The organism is Caulobacter sp. GW821-FHT12D05 (assembly GCF_058807295.1).
The window spans coordinates 129745-149110 of the sequence record NZ_JBXAQO010000001.1 but is presented as its reverse complement, the minus strand read 5'-3'; the positions used below and the strand labels follow the sequence as shown (position 1 = coordinate 149110).

The following is a 19366-nucleotide window of genomic DNA, read 5'->3' as shown; positions in this document are numbered from 1 at the left end:
TTAGGACCCCACGCAAGCGGCCTCAAGAAAAGCGCCCGACCGTTGATTTATCTAGAGTTTTTTCCTCACGGTCATTTAGGGACCGCTACCGGGTCGGCGAAAAACCCCACGCCCGGCTCGCATTTTGTGCGAAAATCCGCACAAACCTTGGAAACGCTTCCGTGAAGAGCCCGCCCCTGCCGAATCTGGCCGACCCGATCGCCCGCCGCTGGCTGGCCTTCGTCGTGGTCAGCGCCATCCTGCTGGCGGCCGTCGTCGGCTTCGCGGGCGCGGTGGCCGAGCGCCGCGCCACCACCGACCTCGCCCGCCAGGCCCAGGCCTCGGCCACCTTGCACGCGGCCGTGCTGCGCAGCGAGCTGGCCAAGCACCGCTCCCTGCCCTTCGTCCTGGCCCAGGATCCCGACGTGGCCGAGGTGCTGCGCTCTGAAGACCCTCAAGGCCTGGCCGCCATGAACCGCAAGCTGGAGACGCTCAGCGGCGGCACCCGCGCGGCGGTGATCTATGTCCTGAACGCCAAGGGCATGACCATCGCCGCCAGCAACTGGCGCGAGCCGACCAGCTTCGTCGGTTCGGACTACAGCTTCCGCCCCTACTTCAAGGAGGCCAAGGCCGACGGCACCGCCGAGCTCTTCGCGCTGGGCACGGTCAGCCGCCGGCCCGGCCTGTTCATGTCGCGCCGGGTCGAAGGCCCGCACGGCCTGCTGGGCGTGGTGGTCGTGAAGGTCGAGTTCGAGGCGTTGGAAGCCGAGTGGTCCGCCGCCGAGCCCGCCTTCGCCGCCGATCCGCGCGGGGTGATCCTGGTGACCTCGGTCCCGGCCTGGCGGTTCTCGACGCTCAGCCCCCTGCCCCCGGCAGAACAGCAGCGCCTGCGGGCCGAGCACCGCTTCGGCGACGCGCCATTCAGCGTGCTGAAGGCCGCGCCGCTGCCCGTCGCCGGCCGCGCCCCGACCCTGACCAGCCTCTCGCCGCCCGACCAGGGCGAGAGCCGCTACATGGCCGCCAGCGCCGACCTGGGGGCCGTGGGCTGGACCGTCTACACCCTGACGCCGGTCGGCGCGGCCCTGCGCACGGCGATCAGCGGCGCCCGCGCCATTGCCCTGCTCGCGGGCCTGGTGGCCTGCGCCATCGCCGCCGCCCTGCTGCGCTGGCGCGGCCAGGCCACCGTCCGCGCCGCCCGCCAGGAGGCCGCGCGCCTGGAGCTGGAAGCCCGCGTCCAGGAGCGCACCGCCGAGCTGCGCGAGACCAACCAGCGCCTGACCGTCGAGATCGAGGAACGCCGCCGCGTCGAAGCCCACGTCCACGTCATGCAGGACGAGCTGGTGCAATCCAACAAACTGGCCACCCTGGGCCAGATCGCCGCCGGCGTGGCGCACGAGATCAACCAGCCGGTGGCCGCCATCCGCGCCTATGCTGACAACGCCGCCGCCTTCCTGGACCGGTCCGACGACAAGACCGCCAAGGCCAATCTCGGTTTGATCTCGGGCCTGACCGAACGCATCGGCCTGATCACCGACGAGCTGCGCGCCTTCGCCCGCAAGTCCAGCGCGCCCGCCGCGCCGGTGGCCGTGCGCGAGGCCGTCGACGGCGCCCTGCTGCTGGTCGGCCCGCGCCTGCGCCAGCAGGGCGTGCGGGTGATCCGCGACGAGGCCGACGAGGCCGCCCGCGTGATGGCCGAACGCTTCCGTCTGGAGCAGGTGCTGGTCAACCTGCTGCAGAACGCCCTGGAGGCGCTGGAGGGCGCGGCCGATCCGGAGATCCGCGTCCAGGTTTCCGTCAAGCGCTCGCAGGTGCGGATCCTGGTCGCCGACAATGGCCCCGGCGTCGCCCCCGAGGCGGCCAAGACCCTGTTCACCCCGTTCGCGACCACCAAGCCTCGGGGCCTCGGCCTTGGCCTGGTGATCAGCCGCGACATCGTCGCCGAGTTCGGCGGCGAGCTTTCCCTGGAGGCTGGCCCCGGCGGCGCCCGCTTCCTCATGTCCCTGCCCAAGGCGCGTTCGTAATGCCCGTTTCCGTGAACCAGGTGGCCTTTATCGACGACGACGACGTCCTGCGCGACGCCAACGTCCAGACTCTGCAGCTGGCGGGGTTCGAGGTGCTGGCCTTCGACTCCGCCGAGACCGCCGTCGCCGCCGTGCCGGCCGATTTTTCCGGCGTGGTGATCAGCGACATCCGCATGCCGCGCATGGACGGCCGCCAGCTGTTCCGTCGCCTCAAGGAGCAGGATCCGGACCTGCCCGTGATCCTGATCACCGGCCACGCCGACGTCACCGAAGCCGTCGAGGCCCTGCACGACGGCGTCTATGACTTCGTGGCCAAGCCCTACGCCCCCGAGCGCTTGGTCAGCAGCGTGCGCCGCGCCATCGAGAAGCGCCGGCTGGTGCTGGAGAACCGCGAGCTGCGCACCCTGGCCGCCCAGGCCCAGGGCGACTGGCCGCTGATCGGCCAGACGCCGGTGATGGAGCGCCTGCGGGCCACCCTGCGTCAGCTGGCCAGCGCCGATGTCGACGTCCTGCTCGAGGGCGAGACCGGGGTCGGCAAGGAGCTGGCCGCCCGCGCCCTGCACGCCTGGGGCCGTCGCCGCGACCGCGAGTTCGTCGCCGTCGACTGCGCCGCCCTGCCCGCCGGCGCTTTGGACAGCGAGCTCTTCGGCCACGAGCTGGGCGCCTTCAGCGGCGCGGTGCGCCAGCGGATGGGCCGCATCCAGCAGGCCGATCGCGGCACGCTTTTCCTGGATGAAATCGAGACCTTGGCCCCGGAAGCTCAGGGTAAGTTCCTGCGGGTGTTGGAGGAGCGCGAGGTCACGCCCCTGGGCTCCAACCGCGCCCAGACCCTGGACCTGCGCGTCGTGGCCGCCGCCAAGGGCAATCTGGCCGACGCCGTGGCGGCCGGGACCTTCCGCCAGGACCTGTTCCATCGCCTGGACGTGGTGCGCATCCGCATCCCGCCGCTGCGCGAGCGCCGCGAGGACGTGCCGCTGCTGTTCGCCCACTTCCTGGCGCGGGCCTGCGAGCGGCTGGACGGCCCGCCTCCGGTCGTCGACGACCAGGTGCGCTGGCGGCTGCACAATCACGATTGGCCGGGCAATGTGCGGGAGCTTGGCCATTACGCTCAGCGGGTAGCGCTGGGCTTGGCCGACCAGACCTCGACCGGCGCGCCGGAAGAGCTGCCGCCCCTGCCTGAGCGCGTGGCGACCTATGAGGCCCACGTGATCCGCGAAGCCCTGGCCGGCTGCGACGGCGACGTGCGCAAGGCGCTGGAGGTCCTGCGCATTCCGCGCAAGACCTTCTACGACAAGCTGGACCGCCACGACATCGACGTGGCGGCCTATCGCCCGTCTAGCCGCGTTCGACCTGGCTGACGTCGCGGACCGCACCCTTGGCGGCGTTGGTGGTCATGGCGGCGTAGGCGCGCAGGGCCGGCGAAACCACGCGCTGGCGATCCTTGGGCTTCCAGGCGTCCTTGCCGCGGGCCAGTTCGGCCGCTCGACGCTCAGCGAGCACCTCGTCCGACACCTCCAGGGTGATGCCCCGGTTGGGAATGTCGATCAGGATGCTGTCGCCGGTCTCGACCAGGGCGATCAGGCCGCCCTCGCCGGCTTCCGGCGAGACGTGGCCGATCGACAGGCCCGAAGTGCCACCCGAGAAACGACCGTCGGTGATCAAGGCGCAGGCCGCGCCCAGGCCCTTCGATTTCAGATAGGTCGTCGGGTACAGCATCTCCTGCATGCCCGGACCGCCCTTGGGGCCTTCGTAGCGGATCACGACGACCTCGCCGGCCTTGACCTGGCCGCCCAGGATGCCGCTGACCGCCGCCTCCTGGCTCTCATAGACCCGCGCCGTGCCCTTGAAGGTCAGGATCGAGTCGTCGACCCCGGCTGTCTTCACGATGCAGCCCTCGGGGGCCAGGTTGCCGAACAGCACGGCCAGGCCGCCGTCCTTCGAGAACGGGTGCTCGACCGAGCGGATGACGCCCTTCTCGCGGTCCAGGTCCAGGTTCTCCCAACGGGCGGCCTGGCTGAAGGCGATCTGGGTCGGCTTGCCACCCGGCGCGGCGCGGAAGAACTCGTGGGCGGTGGCGCTGTTGGTGCGGCCGATGTCCCAACGGGCCAGGGCCTCGGCCATCGTGGTGGCGTGAACCGTCGGCTGGCTGGTGTCGATCAGGCCGCCGCGCTCCAGCTCGCCCAGAATGGCCATGACACCGCCGGCGCGGTGGACGTCTTCCATGTGCACGTCGGCCTTGGCAGGCGCGACCTTGGACAGGCACGGCACCTTGCGCGACAGGCGATCGATGTCGGCCATGCCGAACTCGACCTCGCCCTCGCTGGCGGCGGCCAGCAAGTGCAGCACGGTGTTGGTCGAGCCGCCCATGGCGATGTCCAGGCTCATGGCGTTCTCGAACGCGGCCCGGGTGGCGATGTTGCGCGGCAAGGCGGTGGCGTCGTCTTGCTCGTACCAGCGTTGGCACAGGTCGACGATCACGCGGCCAGCCTCGAGGAACAGCGCCTCACGGTCGGCGTGGGTGGCCAGGACCGAACCATTGCCGGGCAGCGATAGGCCCAGGGCCTCGGTCAGGCAGTTCATCGAGTTGGCGGTGAACATGCCCGAGCACGAGCCGCAGGTCGGGCACGCGGCCTTCTCGATCGCGGTGACTTCCTCGTCCGTGTACTTGTCGTCGGCGGCCACGACCATGGCGTCGACCAGGTCCAGGGCGCGGATCTCGCCCTTGATCGTCACCTTGCCGGCCTCCATCGGACCGCCCGAGACGAAGACCACCGGGATGTTCAGCCGCATGGCGGCCATCAGCATGCCGGGCGTGATCTTGTCGCAGTTGGAGATGCAGACGATGGCGTCGGCGCAGTGGGCATTGACCATGTACTCGACCGCGTCGGCGATCAGCTCGCGGCTGGGCAGCGAATACAGCATGCCGCCGTGGCCCATGGCGATGCCGTCGTCGACGGCGATGGTGTTGAATTCCTTGGCCACGCCCCCGGCCGCCTCGATCTCGCGGGCGACCAGCTGGCCCAGGTCCTTCAGGTGCACGTGGCCCGGGACGAACTGGGTGAAGCTGTTGGCCACCGCGATGATCGGCTTGCCGAAATCCTCGTCCTTCATGCCGGTGGCGCGCCACAGGCCGCGGGCGCCGGCCATGTTGCGGCCGTGGGTCGAGGTGCGAGAGCGATAGGGAGGCATGGGAAATCTCAATGTCGGCTGTGGGGTCTTTCTACGGCCGTTCCTTCCACGCGCAAAATATATTAGTTCAGCACTATTAAGTCGTTGAGCATATCAAAATGGACGTCCGCCCGCTTCGCCATTTCGCCGCTGTCGCCGACACCCTGCATTTCGGCCGAGCCGCCGAGCGCCTGGGCATGACCCAGCCGCCGCTCAGCCAGTCGATCATGGCGCTGGAAAAGAGCCTGGGCGCGCCGCTATTTGTGCGCTCCAAGCGCAACGTCCGGCTCAGCGCTTTCGGCGAGCAGTGGCTGCCGCACGTACTGGCGACGCTGGACAGCCTGGACGAACTGCCGACCACCGCCCGCCGCATCCGCGACGGCCAGACGGGCCTCTTGGCCCTGTCCTTCGTCAGCACCGCCGACTACAGCGTCCTGCCGGCCCTGGTGCGGCGTTATTCCCAGGCCTTTCCGGACGTCGAGATCCGCCTGTTCGAGGCCACCAGCGACGTGCAAATCCCGGCCCTGGTTGCCGGCGAACGCCATGCCGGCATCATCATCCCGCCCGCCGACCAAGCCCTGCCGCCGCCGCTGGACTACCGCCGCCTGCTGCGCGAGCCGCTGATCGCGGCCGTTCCCACCGCCTGGATCGACGAGGGCCGTATCGCCAGCGACACGCGGCTGTCGACGGACGAGGTGCTGGCCTCACCGCTGATCCTGTTCCCCAAGCAGGTCGCGCCAGCCTTCCACGACTTGGTCACCGGCTACTACGCGGCCCTGGGCGGCGCGCCCAGAATCGTCCAGGAAGCCATCCAGATGCAGACCATCATCAGCCTGGTCTCCAGCGGCCTGGGCATCGCCCTGGTCCCGGCCTCGTTGCGGAACATGGCCCGGACCGGGGTCAGCTACATCCCGCTGGCCGGCGCTGTGCCGGAGCTGGAAACCGGCCTCGTCTGGCGGCGCGGCGAGGTCTCAGCAACCTTGGCTAACTTCTTGAAATTGCTCGATACGCCGTAACAAATACGACGAAAGCGTCAGATCATCGGTTTGCGGCGGTCCGAGGCCTTGGGAGCCTTCCAGCCGATCCACACCAGATAGGCCTGGAACATGTCGGCCATGGCCCCGGCATAGGCCTCGATCTCGTCATCGGCGCGCGGCGTTTCGGAGAAGGATTTCCCTACCTGTTTCAAGGTGTTGGAGATCAGATCACCCACGAGAACGCGGTCGGCCTCGGGCGTGTCGGGCATCAGCTCGATCATGAAGTCCAGCAGGGTCTGGGTCCCTGACAGCCGGGCTTCCTGGGCCTCCGGCGCGTCGCGGTACAGCGGGGCTGCGTCGTCCAACGCGCCCCGCACCTCGGCCTCCTCGCATTCGGAGCGGATGAAGGCGATGACCAGCGCCCGCAGGCGCTCCAGGGGCGGACTGGAGGCGTCGCCGAGGATTTCCTTCAAGAGATCCGTGGTTTCGCGCCACTCGTCGCTCTGTAGGCGGAACAGGATCGCGGCCTTGTTGGGGAAGTACTGGTAGATCGAGCCGACGCTGACCCCAGCCTTCTCGGCCACCCGCGCCGTCGTGAAACGATGGGCGCCTTCCTTGGCCAGAACCTGAACAGCGGCCTCCAGGATCGCCGACACCAGCTCGGTCGAACGCGCCTGTTGGGGCAGCTTTCGTGAGGAAATTCGGGGTGTTGGACGATCAGTCATCGGCAGCCTCGCAACGCGAATACCGCAACCCGACGGATTATTCGTATTTTTGGCCGGGACGCAAGCACGCGCCTTTTCGAAGTTTCGGACACCCCGATGACGACCCTGACCACCGCCCCCATCGCACCCCTGCTGGAGCGCCTGTTCGCCGAGGCCGACGAGGCCTCGCCTATGAACGATCCGGCCTTCGCCGACATCACCGAGGACGAGCATTCCCGGCTGATGCGCAGCAAGACCGAGTACCGCGAGCTCTATGACCGCCTCAAGGCCTATCCCCTGGCCGTGTCGCGCGAGACCGGCGCCCTGCTTTACATGCTGGCCCGCAGCATCCGCGCCACGACGATCATCGAGTTCGGGACCTCGTTCGGCCTGTCGACCCTGCACCTGGCCGCGGCCCTGCGCGACAATGGCGGCGGCCGGCTGATCACCACCGAGTTCGAGCCCTCCAAGGCCGACCGCGCCCGACAGAACCTGATCGCCGGCGGAGTCGACGACCTAGTCGAGATCCGCGAGGGCGACGCGCTGCAGACCCTGGCCAGCGACCTGCCCGACCAGATCGATCTCGTTTTGCTGGACGGCGCCAAGGCGCTCTATCCCGAGATCCTGGCCCTGCTGGAAAACCGCCTGAAGCCCGGCGCGCTGATCATCGCCGACAATGCCGACTACGCGCCGGACTATCTGGGCCGCGTACGCTCGCCGATGGCCGGCTATGTTTCCGTGCCATTCGCCGAGGACGTCGAGCTGTCGATGAGGCTCTAGGCCGTCCAGGCGATGGTGACGCGCAAGCCGCCCAGGTCCGAGCGATCCATGCGTAGCGCCGCGCCGGAGGACTCGGCCAAGTCGCGGACGATGGCCAGGCCCAGGCCGTGACCCGGGCCAGCCTCGTCCAGCCGCGCGCCGCGCGCCAGCGCCGCCTCGGCCCGGCCTTCGTCCATGCCAGGACCATCGTCCTCGACGCGCAGCACGCCGGCCTCGCCCGACACCCGCACCTGGCGGCGGGCGAAGCGGGCGGCGTTCTCGATCAGGGCGCCCAGCATCTCGGTCACGGCGTCCTCGGAGACCGGCACACGCAGGTCGGCGGGGATCTCGACGTCGAACATCAGCCGCTCGCCGTCGGCCGTGCGCTCCAGCACCGCCACCAGGCGCTCGGCGACGACCAAGGGCGCGGCCTCGGCGGCGAAGGCGGCTTCCCGCGCGGCGGCAGCGCGGGCGCGGGCCAGTTCGGCTTCCAGCGCGGAAGAGACAGCGGCGATGGCGGCGTCCAGGCCGTCCGCGGCCTCGGCGGCTCCGGCTTCGCGGGCGCGGCGGCTCTGGGCTGACAAAGCGGCCAGCGGGGTCTTCAGACTATGGGCTAGGTCGCCAGCCCGACGACGGGCGCGGGCGAGGTCCCCTTCCCGCGCCTCAGCCAGGGCGTTGATCGCCTCGGCCAGCGGGGCGATCTCTTGCGGATGCGCGTCGGACATCCGGGCCGAGGGGCTCTTGCGCAGGCGGGCCAGGTCGTCGCGCACGCGGGCCAGCGGGGCCAAGCCCAGGGTCACCTGCAAGGCGGCGGCGGCCGACAGCACGACCCACAAGCCGGCCAGGAACAGCGCCAGGTCGCGGCCGAACTCCTGCCGCGCCGCTCGCAGGCCCTTCTCGTCGCTGGCCACCTGGATCAGCACGGCGGGTCCGTTGCGGTCGGGGCGCACAGACCGTTCGACCAACAACAGGCGGTCGCCGAAGGGACCGGCGGCGACACGCCAAGCCCATTCGTCGGTCGGCGCGTCGGCAGGCGGCGTCAGCATCTGGTCCCACAATGACATCGACCGCTGCATGCCCTTGGACGACGACACTTGCCAATACAGACCGCCCATCGGCTTGCGCAGACGCGGTTCCGTCAGCAGGGTCTGGACCATCACGTCATCCACCGGCGCGGGTCGGACATTGGCGGCCAGCTCCAGACCGATCCGGGTCAGGTCGGCGATCTCCCGCCGCTCAATATGCCGTTCGAACAGCCAGGTCATGGCCAGCCACGACACGGCCAGGGCCGCCAGGATGGCCAGCATGCCCCCGGCGATCAGCCGTCCTCGCAGCGAGCGTCCCTTCACGCGGTTACGCCGCTCAAGAGATAACCAAAGCCGCGCCGCGTCTCGATCACGTCGGCTCCAACCTTTCGGCGCAGGCGGGTGACCAGGGCCTCGATGGCGTTGGCGTCGGCGGTCTCGGCCACGCCGTACAGCTGCTCGGCCAGTTCGCCGGCCGAGACCGCGCGGCCAGGATTGTGCGCCAGGCAATCCAGCAGGCGGAACTCCAGCGGCGACAGCTTGACCGGCGCGCCGTCCAGGGTCGCCGACATGCGGCGGGTGTCCAGCGCCAGACGCCCGGCCTCGATCACCGGCGAGACCCGGCCGGCGGCGCGGCGCACCAGCCCCCGAGCCCGCGCCAGCAGCTCGCCCATCTCGAACGGTTTGGCCAGGTAGTCGTCGGCCCCGGCCTCGATGCCCTCGACCTTCTCGGTCCAATCGCCGCGCGCCGACAGGATCAGCACCGGAAACGCCCGGCCGTCCTTGCGCCAGCGGCGCAGCACGGACAGGCCGTCCAGGCGCGGCAATCCCAGGTCCAGGATCACCACGGCATAGTCCTCGACCTCGCCCTTGAACGAGGCGTCCTCGCCATCGCGCGCCAGGTCCACGACGAAGCCGCTGGCGGCCAGCGCCTTGACCAGGTCCGGACCGACGACGGGATCATCCTCGACGACCAGCGCCCGCACTCAGTCGTCCTCGAGCTTCAGGGTCGCGCCGGTCTTGGCGTCGAGTTCCAGTTCACGGATGCGGCCGGACTTGGCGAGGATCTTCAGGTCGTATTTCAGCCGGCCATGGTCGCCCTGCTCCAGCTCGACCTCAATGATCTCGCCGGGCACGCGCTGGGCGGCGATGGCCAGGATACGGGTCAGCGGCAAGACTTCCTTACGCAGCAACGCCTGGCGCGCGGCCTCGTGGCTCTGCTTCTTGTGGTCGTCGGAGGCGGCAACGCTGGTGGCGGCCAGGATCGAGGCAGTCAGGGCGATGACCACCAGGCTGATGAAGGGGGTGCGGGACAAGGTCATGGGCTGGACGATTCCACAGCCATCCTGACACGCCCCTGACGCGCCGCAACGCTTCAGGTTGGCCGGACGGGCTCCGCGCCCAAGCAATCCTCGCCCGCGTTATCGGCGGGAAAGCCGAACACCAGCGCTTGGACCAGGCAGATCGAGGCCGCCACCGAGCGGAAGGCGCCCGTCTCGGCCTCTCGCACCGGCAGCACCAGCTGGGCCGAGGCGGCGATCGGGCTGGCGGCGCTGTCGCTGATCGACAGCACCCGGGCGCCGTGCTGCACCGCCGCCGCAGCCGCCTGCATCGTCTCCTCGGCATAAGGATGACTGCTGACGGCGATCAGCAAGTCACGCGGGCCGATGGACTGGACCTGCTGGCGGACCCGCCCCGCCATGCCGTCGACGAAGAGGGCCCGCTTGCCGGCATATTGCAGGGCGTGGGCCAGGTACGAGGCCACCGGGAACGAGCGCCGAAAGCCCACGACATAGACCATCTCGGCCTTGGCGATCAGTTCGGCCGCAGCGCGCAGGTCGGCTTCCCGCACCGTCTGAAGCAGGCTGCGCAGCGCCTGGACATCGCCCTCGACGAAGGCTTCCAGCACCTCGGCGCCCGAGCCTTCCCCGAAATGGCGTACGCGTTCGCCCAGCCCAGGCGCCTGGCCCGACAACAGGCTGTCACGGAACAGCCGCTGCATCTGGCTGGCGCCAGGATAACCGAAGCTCTTGGCGAAACGTATGATAGCTGAGGGCTGGACGCCGCAGCGCTCGGCGATCACCGCCACGGTCTCCAGCGCGAAGGCGTTGGGCTCATCCAGGACGTAGCGCGCGATCTGCCGCTGGCGCTCGCTCAGCGCGTCGTAGCGGTCGACGATCGCCGCCCTCAACGCCTCGGCCGTGGCCGGCGCTCCCTCGATCATGTCCGCCCCGAGATGATCACTCACAATTTGAGACTAGCGGTTCCCTACGTGCGCACAACGGGCGAGCACGCTTGAACGTTTCGCGTCCCCGTATCGAGGAAGCTTGGCTGTCATCGTCATGTGTCCGATGCCGTTCATATGACGCGGTTCGTCAGCCAGGCGTCAGCGGCCGCCGTCTAGGGGTCCGCCTCGCAAACGTGACCGGAGGGGCCGCCATGAACCGCCTGAAACTCGCCGCCAGCCTGCTGGCCCTGACCATCGCCGCGCCGGCCCTGGCTCAAGTGCAGCCCGTGGCGACCACCGTCCCGACCGCCCAGGGCGGGACCAATGGCGTGGTGCTGCTGCGCGATCCCAGCGATCCGAAGAAAAGCGTGATCGCCGCAACCGCCAAGCTGGCGGGGCTGGAGTTCTACGGCCTGGATGGCCAGAGGATCGCCTCCGTCCCCGGCGGCGAGGTCAAGGCGGTCGACGCGCGTGACGACGGAAAGCGCGCCATCCTGGCCGTGCTGGACACCCAGGCCGGCGCCATGCGCCTGTTCGCCCGCGACTACGCCAGCGGCCAGGTCTCGGCGCTGAACGCCAAGCCGCTGGCGCTGGGCTATTCCGGCGAAGGCCTGTGCCTGCACCGCAGCGCCCGCGATGGCGCGCTGTATGCCTTCGCCATGGGCCGCGATGGCCAGCTGGACCAGTGGCTGCTGTATCCGACCGAAGGCGGCCAGATGGACGGCCGCGTAGTCCGCCGCCTGCGCCTGTCGTCCGAGGCCAAGTTCTGCGTCGCCGACGACGCCACCGGCGCCCTCTATGTCGCGCAAGCCGCAGTGGGCGTGTGGCGCTACGACGCCGATCCCGAGGCCGAGCCGGTCCCGACCATCGTCGACATCAACCGCCTGGGCCACATCAAGGGTGAGGTCGGGGGCCTGGCCGTCATCGATGGCGGCGCGGGCGCCAACTACCTGGTCGCGGCCAACGCCGACGCGGGCGACTTCAACGTCTATGACCGGAGCGCGGGCGACAAGTTCCTGGGCGGGTTCAAGGCCGGGGCGATCCAGAACCCCTCGGCGCTGTTTGGCCTGCGCACGCCCGTCGGCGCCAGCCTGCCGGCCGGCGCCCTGCTGATCGCCGACGATCGCAAGCAAGGCGCCCACAGCCAGGTCCTGTCCTGGGCCGACATCGCCGCCGCTCTGAAGCTCCCCGTCGGCGTCGACGCCCCGGCCGCGCCCAAGAGCAAGGTCGCTCTGGTCCACGCCACCATGGAGACCGTCCCGGTCGACCACGACGGCGACGCCGCCGACGATCCGGCCATCTGGGTCCACCCGACCGATCCCGCCAAAAGCGCCGTCATCGCCACCGACAAGAAGGGCGGCCTGGCCGTCTATGACCTGTCGGGCCAGCGCCTGCAGTTCCTGCCCGACGGCAAGATGAACAATGTCGACCTGCGCGGCGGCTTCAAGCTGGGCGGCAAGACCGTGACCCTGATCGCCGCCAGCGACCGGACGCACAAGTCGATCGCGCTCTACACGATCGATCCGCAGACACGCCTGCTGAGCAATGTCGCCGACGGTCTTCAGCCCACGAACCTTTCCGATCCTTACGGCCTGTGCATGTACCGCGACCGCAAGGGCGGGACCTTCGTGTTCATCAGCGATCCGGATGGCCTGGTGCGACAATGGAAGCTGACCGCCACCCCGGCCGGCAAGGTCAAGGCCGAGGCTGTCCGCGACATCCGCTTCGACACCCAGACCGAGGGCTGCGTCGCCGACGACGAGACCGGCGCGCTTTATGTGGCCGAGGAAGACGTCGCCCTCTGGCGGCTGGGCGCCGACGCCAAGGTCGGCTCGGCCAAGAAGGTCGTCGCGCGCATCGCCGACAACCCCGCCCTGAAGGACGACCTGGAGGGCATCGGCCTCTATGCCCAGGCCGGCGGCAAGGGCTTCCTGGTGCTGTCCAGCCAGGGCAACAACACCTACGCCGTGTTCCGCCGCGAGGGCGACAACGCCTATGTCGGCAGCTTCGCGGTCACCGCCGACGGCAGCAAGTCGATCGACGGGATCTCCGAGACCGACGGCCTGGACGTCAGCAGCGCCAACCTGGGTCCTGGCCTGGAAGGCGGAGCGTTCGTGGCCCAGGACGGCCGCAATATTTCCCCGCCCGAACACCAGAACTTCAAGCTCGTCCCGTGGTCGGCCATCGCGGAAAAGCTGAAGCCGTAAGGGAATCCGTCGACAGCTTAGCCTGTCATTCTTTGTCACGAACGCGATGCAGAGCCGCAAGGCGGCGTCGCCAATCTCAGACCCGTAGCAGGGCCGCTCGTCCCCCAGGGCGGCCACTGCCGGGAGAAATTGGATGATCACGACCCGTAATATTTTGTTGGCTTTGACCCTGGCCGGCGGCGTGGCCGTCGCCGGGACGGCCGGCGCCGAGCCGGTCAAACTGTCCGCCAAGCAGACTGCCCTCACCGCGGCCCACTTCCACGCCAAGACCCAGGTCATCGACGATCCGCTGGACGTCGAGACCGTGATCAGCTCGGAACAAGGCTTCCGCGCCGGTCAGGGCCTGCTGAAGTCGCCGGCCAGCGACAACCACCTGCGCGCCTTCGTCGACAAGCGCTCGGGCGCCACCCGCTTCGAGGTGCGCCAGACCGTGATGTACCCGGGCGCGATCCGCCACTACGGCCAGGTGTCGTACCAGACCAGCCAATGGCCGGTCGAAGCGCCGCTGACCAAGATCCGCGACAACGCCAGCCACTGCTTCTTCTTCGAAGCGCCGGAAGTGTGCCGCGAGGAAGTCTCGTTCGGCATCTCCGAGGCCGAGCTGCGCAGCGCCGCCGCCAAGCCGGGCGCCTGGGCCTACAAGCTCACCTCGCCCAAGGGCTACGAGCACCGCACCGCCATCACCCACGCCGAGATCGAGGGCCTGCTGAAGGCCGTCGACACCTACCGTCGCGCCCTGCCCGCCACCCAGGCGGCGGCCGACACCGCCTCGGGCAGCTAAGCCGCCTGTCGCATACGGAGTTTCCTATGAAAGTTCTCGCATCCCTCGCCCTCGCGGCCGCCTGCGTCGTCGCTTCCCCGGCGTTCGCGGGCCCGCAAGGCACCGGCCTGACCTTCACCGAAGAGGTCGCCAAGAAGAAGGCCGCCAAGAAGAAGGCCGAAGCCGCCGCCGCCAATACCCAAGCCTCGGCTGACTGCGCCCCCAAGGCCGGTCAAACCGAGAGCAAGGACAAGGCTTGCCGCGCCAGCTAGGCCCGGCTTCCGAACGGCCGCTGGGGATCTGAGCCCCCGGCGGTCCGCCCTCGCGTGCAACCCCTAACCTGCAAACCGCACGCGAGGGCGACCTTTCGTCACCGTTTCCGGTCGAAGCCATGTGCTAAGACCTTGTCCGCGGCCCAGCCGCGCTTAAGTAGCCTAGGCGTATGGATTCTTCAGGTCACGGAACGATCGCTTTACCGCGTGAGATGGCGACTGCGCCGCTCGCGCCTTCCGTGCTGATCGTCGAGGACGATCCGGCGCTGCGCACCCTCTTGATGCGACTGCTGCGCGAGGAAGGCTTCCAGCCGCTGAGCGCCGGCCACGGCGCCGAGATGGCGCGGGTGCTGGAGACCAACAAGGTCGACCTGATCCTGCTGGACGTCATGCTGCCCGGCAGCAACGGCTTCGACCTGTGCCGCAGCATCCGTCGCGAGAGCGACGTGCCGATCGTCATGCTCAGCGCCCGCGACGACGAGACCGACCGCCTGATCGGCCTGGAGCTGGGCGCCGACGACTATATCGGCAAGCCCTTCAGCAAGAAGGAGCTGATCGCCCGCATCCGCGCCATCCTGCGCCGCACCCAGGCTGGGGCCCAGTCCAGCCAGCCCCGCGGTCACCAGCAGATGACCTTCGCCGGCTGGAGCCTGGATCCGGGCCGCCGCGAGCTGCTGTCGCCCGATGGCGCTTTCGTTGATTTGTCGGGCGCCGAGTTCGACCTGCTGCTGGCCTTCGTCAGCTCGCCCCAGCGGGTGATCGGTCGCGAGCGCCTGCTGGAGATGTCGCGCGCCCGCTTCTCGGACGCCTCGGATCGCAGCATCGACGTGCTGGTCAGCCGCCTTCGCCGCAAGCTGGCCGTCACCGGTCAGGCCGAGGCCCTGCTTCGCACCGTGCGCGGCGTCGGCTATATCTTCACCGCCCCAGTCGAACGTCGATAATCGGGCTGCGATGAATCGGGAGCGACGATGAAGCTTCTGCGGCTGTGGCCGCAGCGCCTGGTCGGCCAGGTCACCCTGGTGCTGATGTTGGCCGTGGCGCTGGAATTCGTCGGCAGCTCGATCCTGTTCGAGAACAGTCGGCTCTACCCCAATCGAGACAACCAGATCCGCCGCGCAGCCGAACAGCTGGTCGCGGCTGAAACGATTCTGGAGACCGGCCCGACCAATGAGCGCGAGGCCGAGGCGGCGATGATCTCCAATCGCGCCACCGAGCTGACCTGGTCGCCCCTGCCCCACCTGGTCGACCGCAACCGCCCGGCCGAAAACCAGCTGAAGCAACGCCTGCGCGAGGCCGAGCCCACCTTGCGCGGCCGCGATCTGCGCCTGAACGCCGACACCGACCACGCTCTGCCGCGCGACACCTATCTGAAGGCGTCGGTGCGCCTGCGCGACGGCTCCTGGCTGACCCTGAAGACCAAGATCCGCGCCGCGCCCTGGGCAGTGCTGCTGAGCAGCGTGGGCTCGGCCTTCATCCTGGGCCTGGGCGTCATCGCCGCCGCCGCCCTGGTGCTGCACAACCTCAGCCGTCCCTTGCGCGCCCTGGCCGAGGCCGCCGACAAGGTCGGGCAAGGCGCCCATGTCCGCATCGCCGAGAGCGGGGCCCGCGACCTGAAGCTGGTCGCCGAGGCCTTCAACGCCATGCAGGACCGCATCGCCGGCCTGTTGACGACCCGCACCGAGGCCCTGGCCGCCGTCGGCCACGACCTGCGCACGCCCCTGTCGCGCCTGCGCCTGCGGGCCGGCTTCGTGAAGGACGCCGAAGCCCGCGAGGCGCTGGAGGCCGATGTCGACGAGATGACGGCCATGCTCGACTCGCTGCTGGCCTATCTGGGCGGCCAGGAAGATCCCGAACCGCAACGCCGCACCGACCTGGCCGCCATCGCCATGACCGTGGTCGACAACGCCACCGACTCCGAACGCCAGGCGACCTATGCCGGCTTCGACCACCTGCCGGTCCATGCGCGTCCCGTGTCGCTGAAACGGGCGATCAGCAACATTGTCGAGAACGCCCTGCACTATGGCGGCGACGCGATGGTGACCCTGACCCGCGAGGGCCGCACCGCGGTGCTGGCGGTCGAGGACAACGGTCCCGGCATCCCGGAGAATGAGCTGGCCGAGGTGCTGCAGCCCTTCCACCGCCTGGACAGCGCCCGCGCCCGCAACACCGCGGGCCTCGGCCTGGGCCTGACCATCGTCCAGCAGATCCTGCAGCGCGAGGGCGGCGCCCTGGTGCTGAAGAACCGGCCGCAAGGCGGCTTGCGCGTAGAGCTGAGACTGCCCGCTCTGTAGCGGTTCCAACTGCGCTTTGCGGACATCCTTTGTCACAAAGCCGCTGCAACGCAGCAAAACCCAGAAACCACCTTCGTACTGCGTCGGGCTCTGCCCGTTAGACGCCCGCCGCGATGCCCTTCCCCCCTTTTCCAGGCGTCGCGGCGGCTACTTGTACGGAGGTTGCCTTGGAACAGTTTCTCGAACGGGCCGCGCTGTTTCGCGGTCAGGTTTTCCCCGCCCAGAGCGCGCTCTACGAGCGTCTGGCCAGCCACGGTCAGAGCCCCTCGGCCCTGATGATCTCGTGCGCCGACAGCCGCGTCGTGCCCGAGCTGATCACCCAAGCCGCGCCCGGCGACCTGTTCGTCTGCCGTAACGCCGGCAACATCGTCCCGCCGTTCAGCCAAGCCAACGGCGGCGTCTCGTCGGCCGTGGAATACGCCGTCATGGCCCTGGGCGTGCGCGACATCGTCGTCTGCGGTCACTCGGACTGCGGCGCCATGAAGGCGTTCTCGAACCCGGCGGCCCTGGAAAAGATGCCGAACGTGGCCGCCTGGCTGCGTCACGCCCACGCCGCCCACAGCGTCGTCTGCAACGCCTATCATGGCCTGGACGAGCACGGCACGACCCGCGCCCTGTCGCTGGAAAACGTCGTCGTCCAGCTGAACCACCTGCGCACCCACCCGTCGGTGGCCTCGGCCATCGCCCAGGGCAAGCTGACCCTGCACGGCTGGTTCTTCGAGATCGAGACCGGCCAGATCCAGGCCTATAACGGCGACACCGGCCAGTTCGAGCAAGTCTATGAAGGCTCGCCCCTGCCCGTCGCCCAACGCCCGTCCAAGCGCATGGTCGCCGCCGACCACCTGGGCATCGCCGCCGAATGACCCAAGCTTCCGCCTCCTCCCCCGGCGCGAAGGCTGGTTTCGGTACGATCCTGTCGCGTGACTTCATTGCTTCGATCGTCGTCTTCCTGGTGGCGATGCCTCTGTGTATGGGCATCGCCGTCGCCTCCGGCGTTCCGGCCGAACGCGGCCTGGTCACCGGCATCATCGGCGGCATCGTCGTCGGCGCCCTGGCCGGCTCGCCCCTGCAGGTCAGCGGTCCCGCCGCCGGCCTGGCCGTCATCGTCTTCGAGATCGTCGCCAAGCACGGCCTGTCCATGCTGGGCCCGATCCTGGTCGTCGCCGGCGCCATCCAGCTGATCGCCGGCGCCGCCAAGCTCGGCAACTGGTTCCGCGCCATCTCGCCGGCCGTCGTGCACGGCATGCTGGCCGGCATCGGCGTGCTGATCGTGGCGGGCCAGTTCCACGTCCTGTTCGGCGACTCGCCCAAGGCCCACGGCCTGCAGAACCTGGCCGCCATCCCCGGCGCCCTGGCCGGCGTGCAGTTCGCGACCCTGACCCAGGTCGAGGCCGCCCTGGCCGTCGGCGTGGTGACGATCGGCTCGATCCTGCTGTGGGAGAAGTTCCGTCCCAAGGCCCTGAAGCTGGTTCCTGGCGCTCTGCTGGGCGTCGTGGCCGGCACCGTGCTGGCGACCGTCTTCGCCCTGGATGTGAAGAAGATCATCGTGCCGGAATCGATCGCCGCGGCGATCGCCATCCCTGGTGTCGCGGACTTCGCCAAGATGGCCGATCCGATGCTGCTGGTGACCGCCATCGCGGTGGCCTTCATCGCCTCGGCCGAGACCCTGCTGTCGGCCGCCGCCGTCGACCGCATGCACGACGGCGAGCGCACGAAGTACAACAAGGAGCTGGGCGCCCAGGGCGTCGGCAACCTGCTGTGCGGCATGGTCGGCGCCCTGCCGATGACCGGCGTGATCGTGCGCAGCTCGGCCAACGTCCAGGCCGGCGCCATGACCCGCATGTCGGCGATCCTGCACGGCGTCTGGATCCTGGCCTTCGTCGCCCTGCTGCCCTGGCTTCTGCGCATGGTGCCCAGCGCCGCCCTCGCCGGCGTGCTGGTCGTCACGGGCTGGAAGCTGGTCAGCCTGCAGCACGTGCGCCACCTGTTCGCGCGCTACGGCCTGCTGCCGGCCCTGATCTGGGCGGCGACCTTCGCCATGGTCGTGGCCACGGACCTCCTGACCGGCGTGCTGGTCGGCATGGCCCTGACCCTGCTCGAGCTGATCCCCAACCTGAAGAAGATGCGCCTCAGCGTCGCCCAGCACCGCCTGAGCGAGGACGAGAGCGAGATCCGACTGGAAGGCGCGGCCACGTTCCTCCAGCTGCCCAAGATCGCCAAGGTCCTGGACGGCGCCCCGAACAAGGGCCGGGTCCGCCTGAACACCCGCGGCCTGACCAGCCTGGACCACACCGTCGCCGAGGCTCTCAGCGACTGGCTGAAAGGCAAGGCCCGGGCCGGGGTGAACGTCGAGCTCCCCAGCTCCTGCGCCTTCGGGGACCGCCTGCGCGCGGCCCTCGCCCACTAATCCCACCCGCCTTCCCGGGAGCGCCCAGCGCTCCCGGGTTTTCTTCGTGAGACCAACAAGATGAACAAAGCCCAGGAACGCGCCGCTGACATCGCCACCCAGGTTCTGTGCGCTTATCTCAGCAACAACACCGTCTCGCCCGACGATCTGCCGGCCCTGACGGCCCGCACCTATGCCGCCCTCGAGGCGGTGTTCGCCGGTCCGTCCGCCACGCCCCTGCTGGTGTCCGCGCCGACCGCCGAAGAGATCGCCGCCAGCGTCACGCCCGACGCGATCGTCAGCTTCGAGAATGGCCGCCGTTATCGCTCGCTGCGCCGCCACCTGAACCAGCTGGGCCTGACCGACGACCAGTACCGCGCCAAGTGGGGCCTGCCGTCCGATTATCCGTTGGTCGCCCAGAGCTTCTCGGACCTGCGCTCCAGCGCCGCCCGCGCCCAGCGCTTTGGCGGCATCGCGGTCGCGGCCGAGTAGTAGGCAAAAGAAAAGCCCGGGCGAAAACCGTCCGGGCTAAAGGAGTTAGGGAGGAAACGCCCCAGGAAGGGCAGAGGCCAACAGCCTCACGGGTTTCC

The 19366-nt window shown here is 69.2% G+C and carries 18 protein-coding genes; 12 read left to right on the top strand and 6 right to left on the bottom strand.

Translation table 11 applies throughout. The features are described 5' to 3' along the window. The first annotated feature begins 161 nt into the window (after positions 1-161). Positions 162-2000, top strand: a complete 1839-nt coding sequence (locus tag AC1RRR_RS00770; RefSeq protein WP_492809729.1) for a sensor histidine kinase — start codon at positions 162-164, stop codon at positions 1998-2000. Further along, positions 2000-3358 (top strand): sigma-54-dependent transcriptional regulator, encoded by a 1359-nt coding sequence (locus tag AC1RRR_RS00765; protein WP_492809728.1) that lies wholly within the window; start codon positions 2000-2002, stop codon positions 3356-3358. Before AC1RRR_RS00770 ends, AC1RRR_RS00765 begins: the two co-directional genes overlap by 1 nt. Here the strand turns inward: AC1RRR_RS00765 and ilvD are convergent. Beyond that, complete coding sequence (gene ilvD / locus AC1RRR_RS00760; RefSeq protein ID WP_492809726.1) at positions 3336-5189, bottom strand: dihydroxy-acid dehydratase; 1854 nt, start codon at positions 5187-5189, stop codon at positions 3336-3338. The genes AC1RRR_RS00765 and ilvD overlap by 23 nt on opposite strands. 98 nt (positions 5190-5287) lie before the next feature. Between ilvD and AC1RRR_RS00755 the strand changes: the two genes are divergently transcribed. Beyond that, positions 5288-6184 carry a LysR family transcriptional regulator gene (locus AC1RRR_RS00755; protein ID WP_492809724.1) on the top strand — a complete coding sequence of 299 codons (897 nt, stop codon included), beginning with the start codon at positions 5288-5290 and terminating at the stop codon, positions 6182-6184. A gap of 17 nt (positions 6185-6201) precedes the next feature. Here AC1RRR_RS00755 and AC1RRR_RS00750 read toward each other — a convergent pair whose 3' ends face one another. Continuing rightward, positions 6202-6801: a TetR/AcrR family transcriptional regulator gene (locus tag AC1RRR_RS00750; protein WP_492809722.1), complete on the bottom strand. Its 600-nt coding sequence runs from the start codon at positions 6799-6801 to the stop codon at positions 6202-6204. 165 nt (positions 6802-6966) lie between these two features. Here AC1RRR_RS00750 and AC1RRR_RS00745 point away from each other — a divergent pair, with 165 nt between their 5' ends. Then, positions 6967-7629, top strand: a complete 663-nt coding sequence (locus tag AC1RRR_RS00745) for an O-methyltransferase (protein ID WP_492809721.1) — start codon at positions 6967-6969, stop codon at positions 7627-7629. Here the strand turns inward: AC1RRR_RS00745 and AC1RRR_RS00740 are convergent. Genes AC1RRR_RS00740 through AC1RRR_RS00725 form a run of 4 tightly spaced genes read right to left on the bottom strand, consistent with a single transcriptional unit; the run spans position 7626 to position 10857 of the window. Further along, positions 7626-8957: a sensor histidine kinase gene (locus AC1RRR_RS00740; protein WP_492809719.1), complete on the bottom strand. Its 1332-nt coding sequence runs from the start codon at positions 8955-8957 to the stop codon at positions 7626-7628. The two genes, AC1RRR_RS00745 and AC1RRR_RS00740, sit on opposite strands and share 4 nt — an antisense overlap. Continuing rightward, entirely contained in the window at positions 8954-9619 is a 666-nt protein-coding gene (locus AC1RRR_RS00735; RefSeq protein ID WP_492809717.1) for a response regulator transcription factor, read from the bottom strand. Before AC1RRR_RS00735 ends, AC1RRR_RS00740 begins: the two co-directional genes overlap by 4 nt. Next, the gene (locus tag AC1RRR_RS00730; RefSeq protein ID WP_492809715.1) at positions 9620-9955 is read right to left on the bottom strand and encodes a PepSY domain-containing protein; all 336 of its coding nucleotides are present in this window, start codon (positions 9953-9955) and stop codon (positions 9620-9622) included. It lies immediately after the preceding gene. A 53-nt stretch (positions 9956-10008) separates the two neighbouring features. Next, positions 10009-10857 (bottom strand): MurR/RpiR family transcriptional regulator, encoded by an 849-nt coding sequence (locus AC1RRR_RS00725; RefSeq protein ID WP_492809713.1) that lies wholly within the window; start codon positions 10855-10857, stop codon positions 10009-10011. Between the two features lie 215 nt (positions 10858-11072). Between AC1RRR_RS00725 and AC1RRR_RS00720 the strand changes: the two genes are divergently transcribed. The 8 genes from AC1RRR_RS00720 (at position 11073) to AC1RRR_RS00685 (ending at position 19268) form a co-directional block, all read left to right on the top strand. Beyond that, positions 11073-13067 carry a phytase gene (locus AC1RRR_RS00720; protein ID WP_492809711.1) on the top strand — a complete coding sequence of 665 codons (1995 nt, stop codon included), beginning with the start codon at positions 11073-11075 and terminating at the stop codon, positions 13065-13067. A gap of 133 nt (positions 13068-13200) precedes the next feature. Continuing rightward, on the top strand, positions 13201-13848 hold the full coding sequence (locus AC1RRR_RS00715; protein WP_492809709.1) for a hypothetical protein: 648 nt from the start codon (positions 13201-13203) through the stop codon (positions 13846-13848). Between the two features lie 26 nt (positions 13849-13874). Further along, positions 13875-14099 carry a hypothetical protein gene (locus tag AC1RRR_RS00710; protein WP_492809708.1) on the top strand — a complete coding sequence of 75 codons (225 nt, stop codon included), beginning with the start codon at positions 13875-13877 and terminating at the stop codon, positions 14097-14099. A gap of 239 nt (positions 14100-14338) precedes the next feature. Next, positions 14339-15040, top strand: coding sequence for a response regulator (locus AC1RRR_RS00705; RefSeq protein WP_492809706.1), 702 nt, complete (start codon positions 14339-14341; stop codon positions 15038-15040). A gap of 27 nt (positions 15041-15067) precedes the next feature. Next, the gene (locus AC1RRR_RS00700; protein ID WP_492809704.1) at positions 15068-16390 is read left to right on the top strand and encodes an ATP-binding protein; all 1323 of its coding nucleotides are present in this window, start codon (positions 15068-15070) and stop codon (positions 16388-16390) included. A 167-nt stretch (positions 16391-16557) separates the two neighbouring features. After that, entirely contained in the window at positions 16558-17253 is a 696-nt protein-coding gene (locus AC1RRR_RS00695) for a carbonic anhydrase (RefSeq protein WP_454715436.1), read from the top strand. After that, positions 17250-18797: a SulP family inorganic anion transporter gene (locus AC1RRR_RS00690; RefSeq protein WP_492809702.1), complete on the top strand. Its 1548-nt coding sequence runs from the start codon at positions 17250-17252 to the stop codon at positions 18795-18797. The genes AC1RRR_RS00695 and AC1RRR_RS00690 overlap by 4 nt, the downstream gene beginning before the upstream one ends. Positions 18798-18857: 60 nt before the next feature. Next, complete coding sequence (locus tag AC1RRR_RS00685; RefSeq protein WP_492809700.1) at positions 18858-19268, top strand: Ros/MucR family transcriptional regulator; 411 nt, start codon at positions 18858-18860, stop codon at positions 19266-19268. Positions 19269-19366 lie beyond the last annotated feature (98 nt).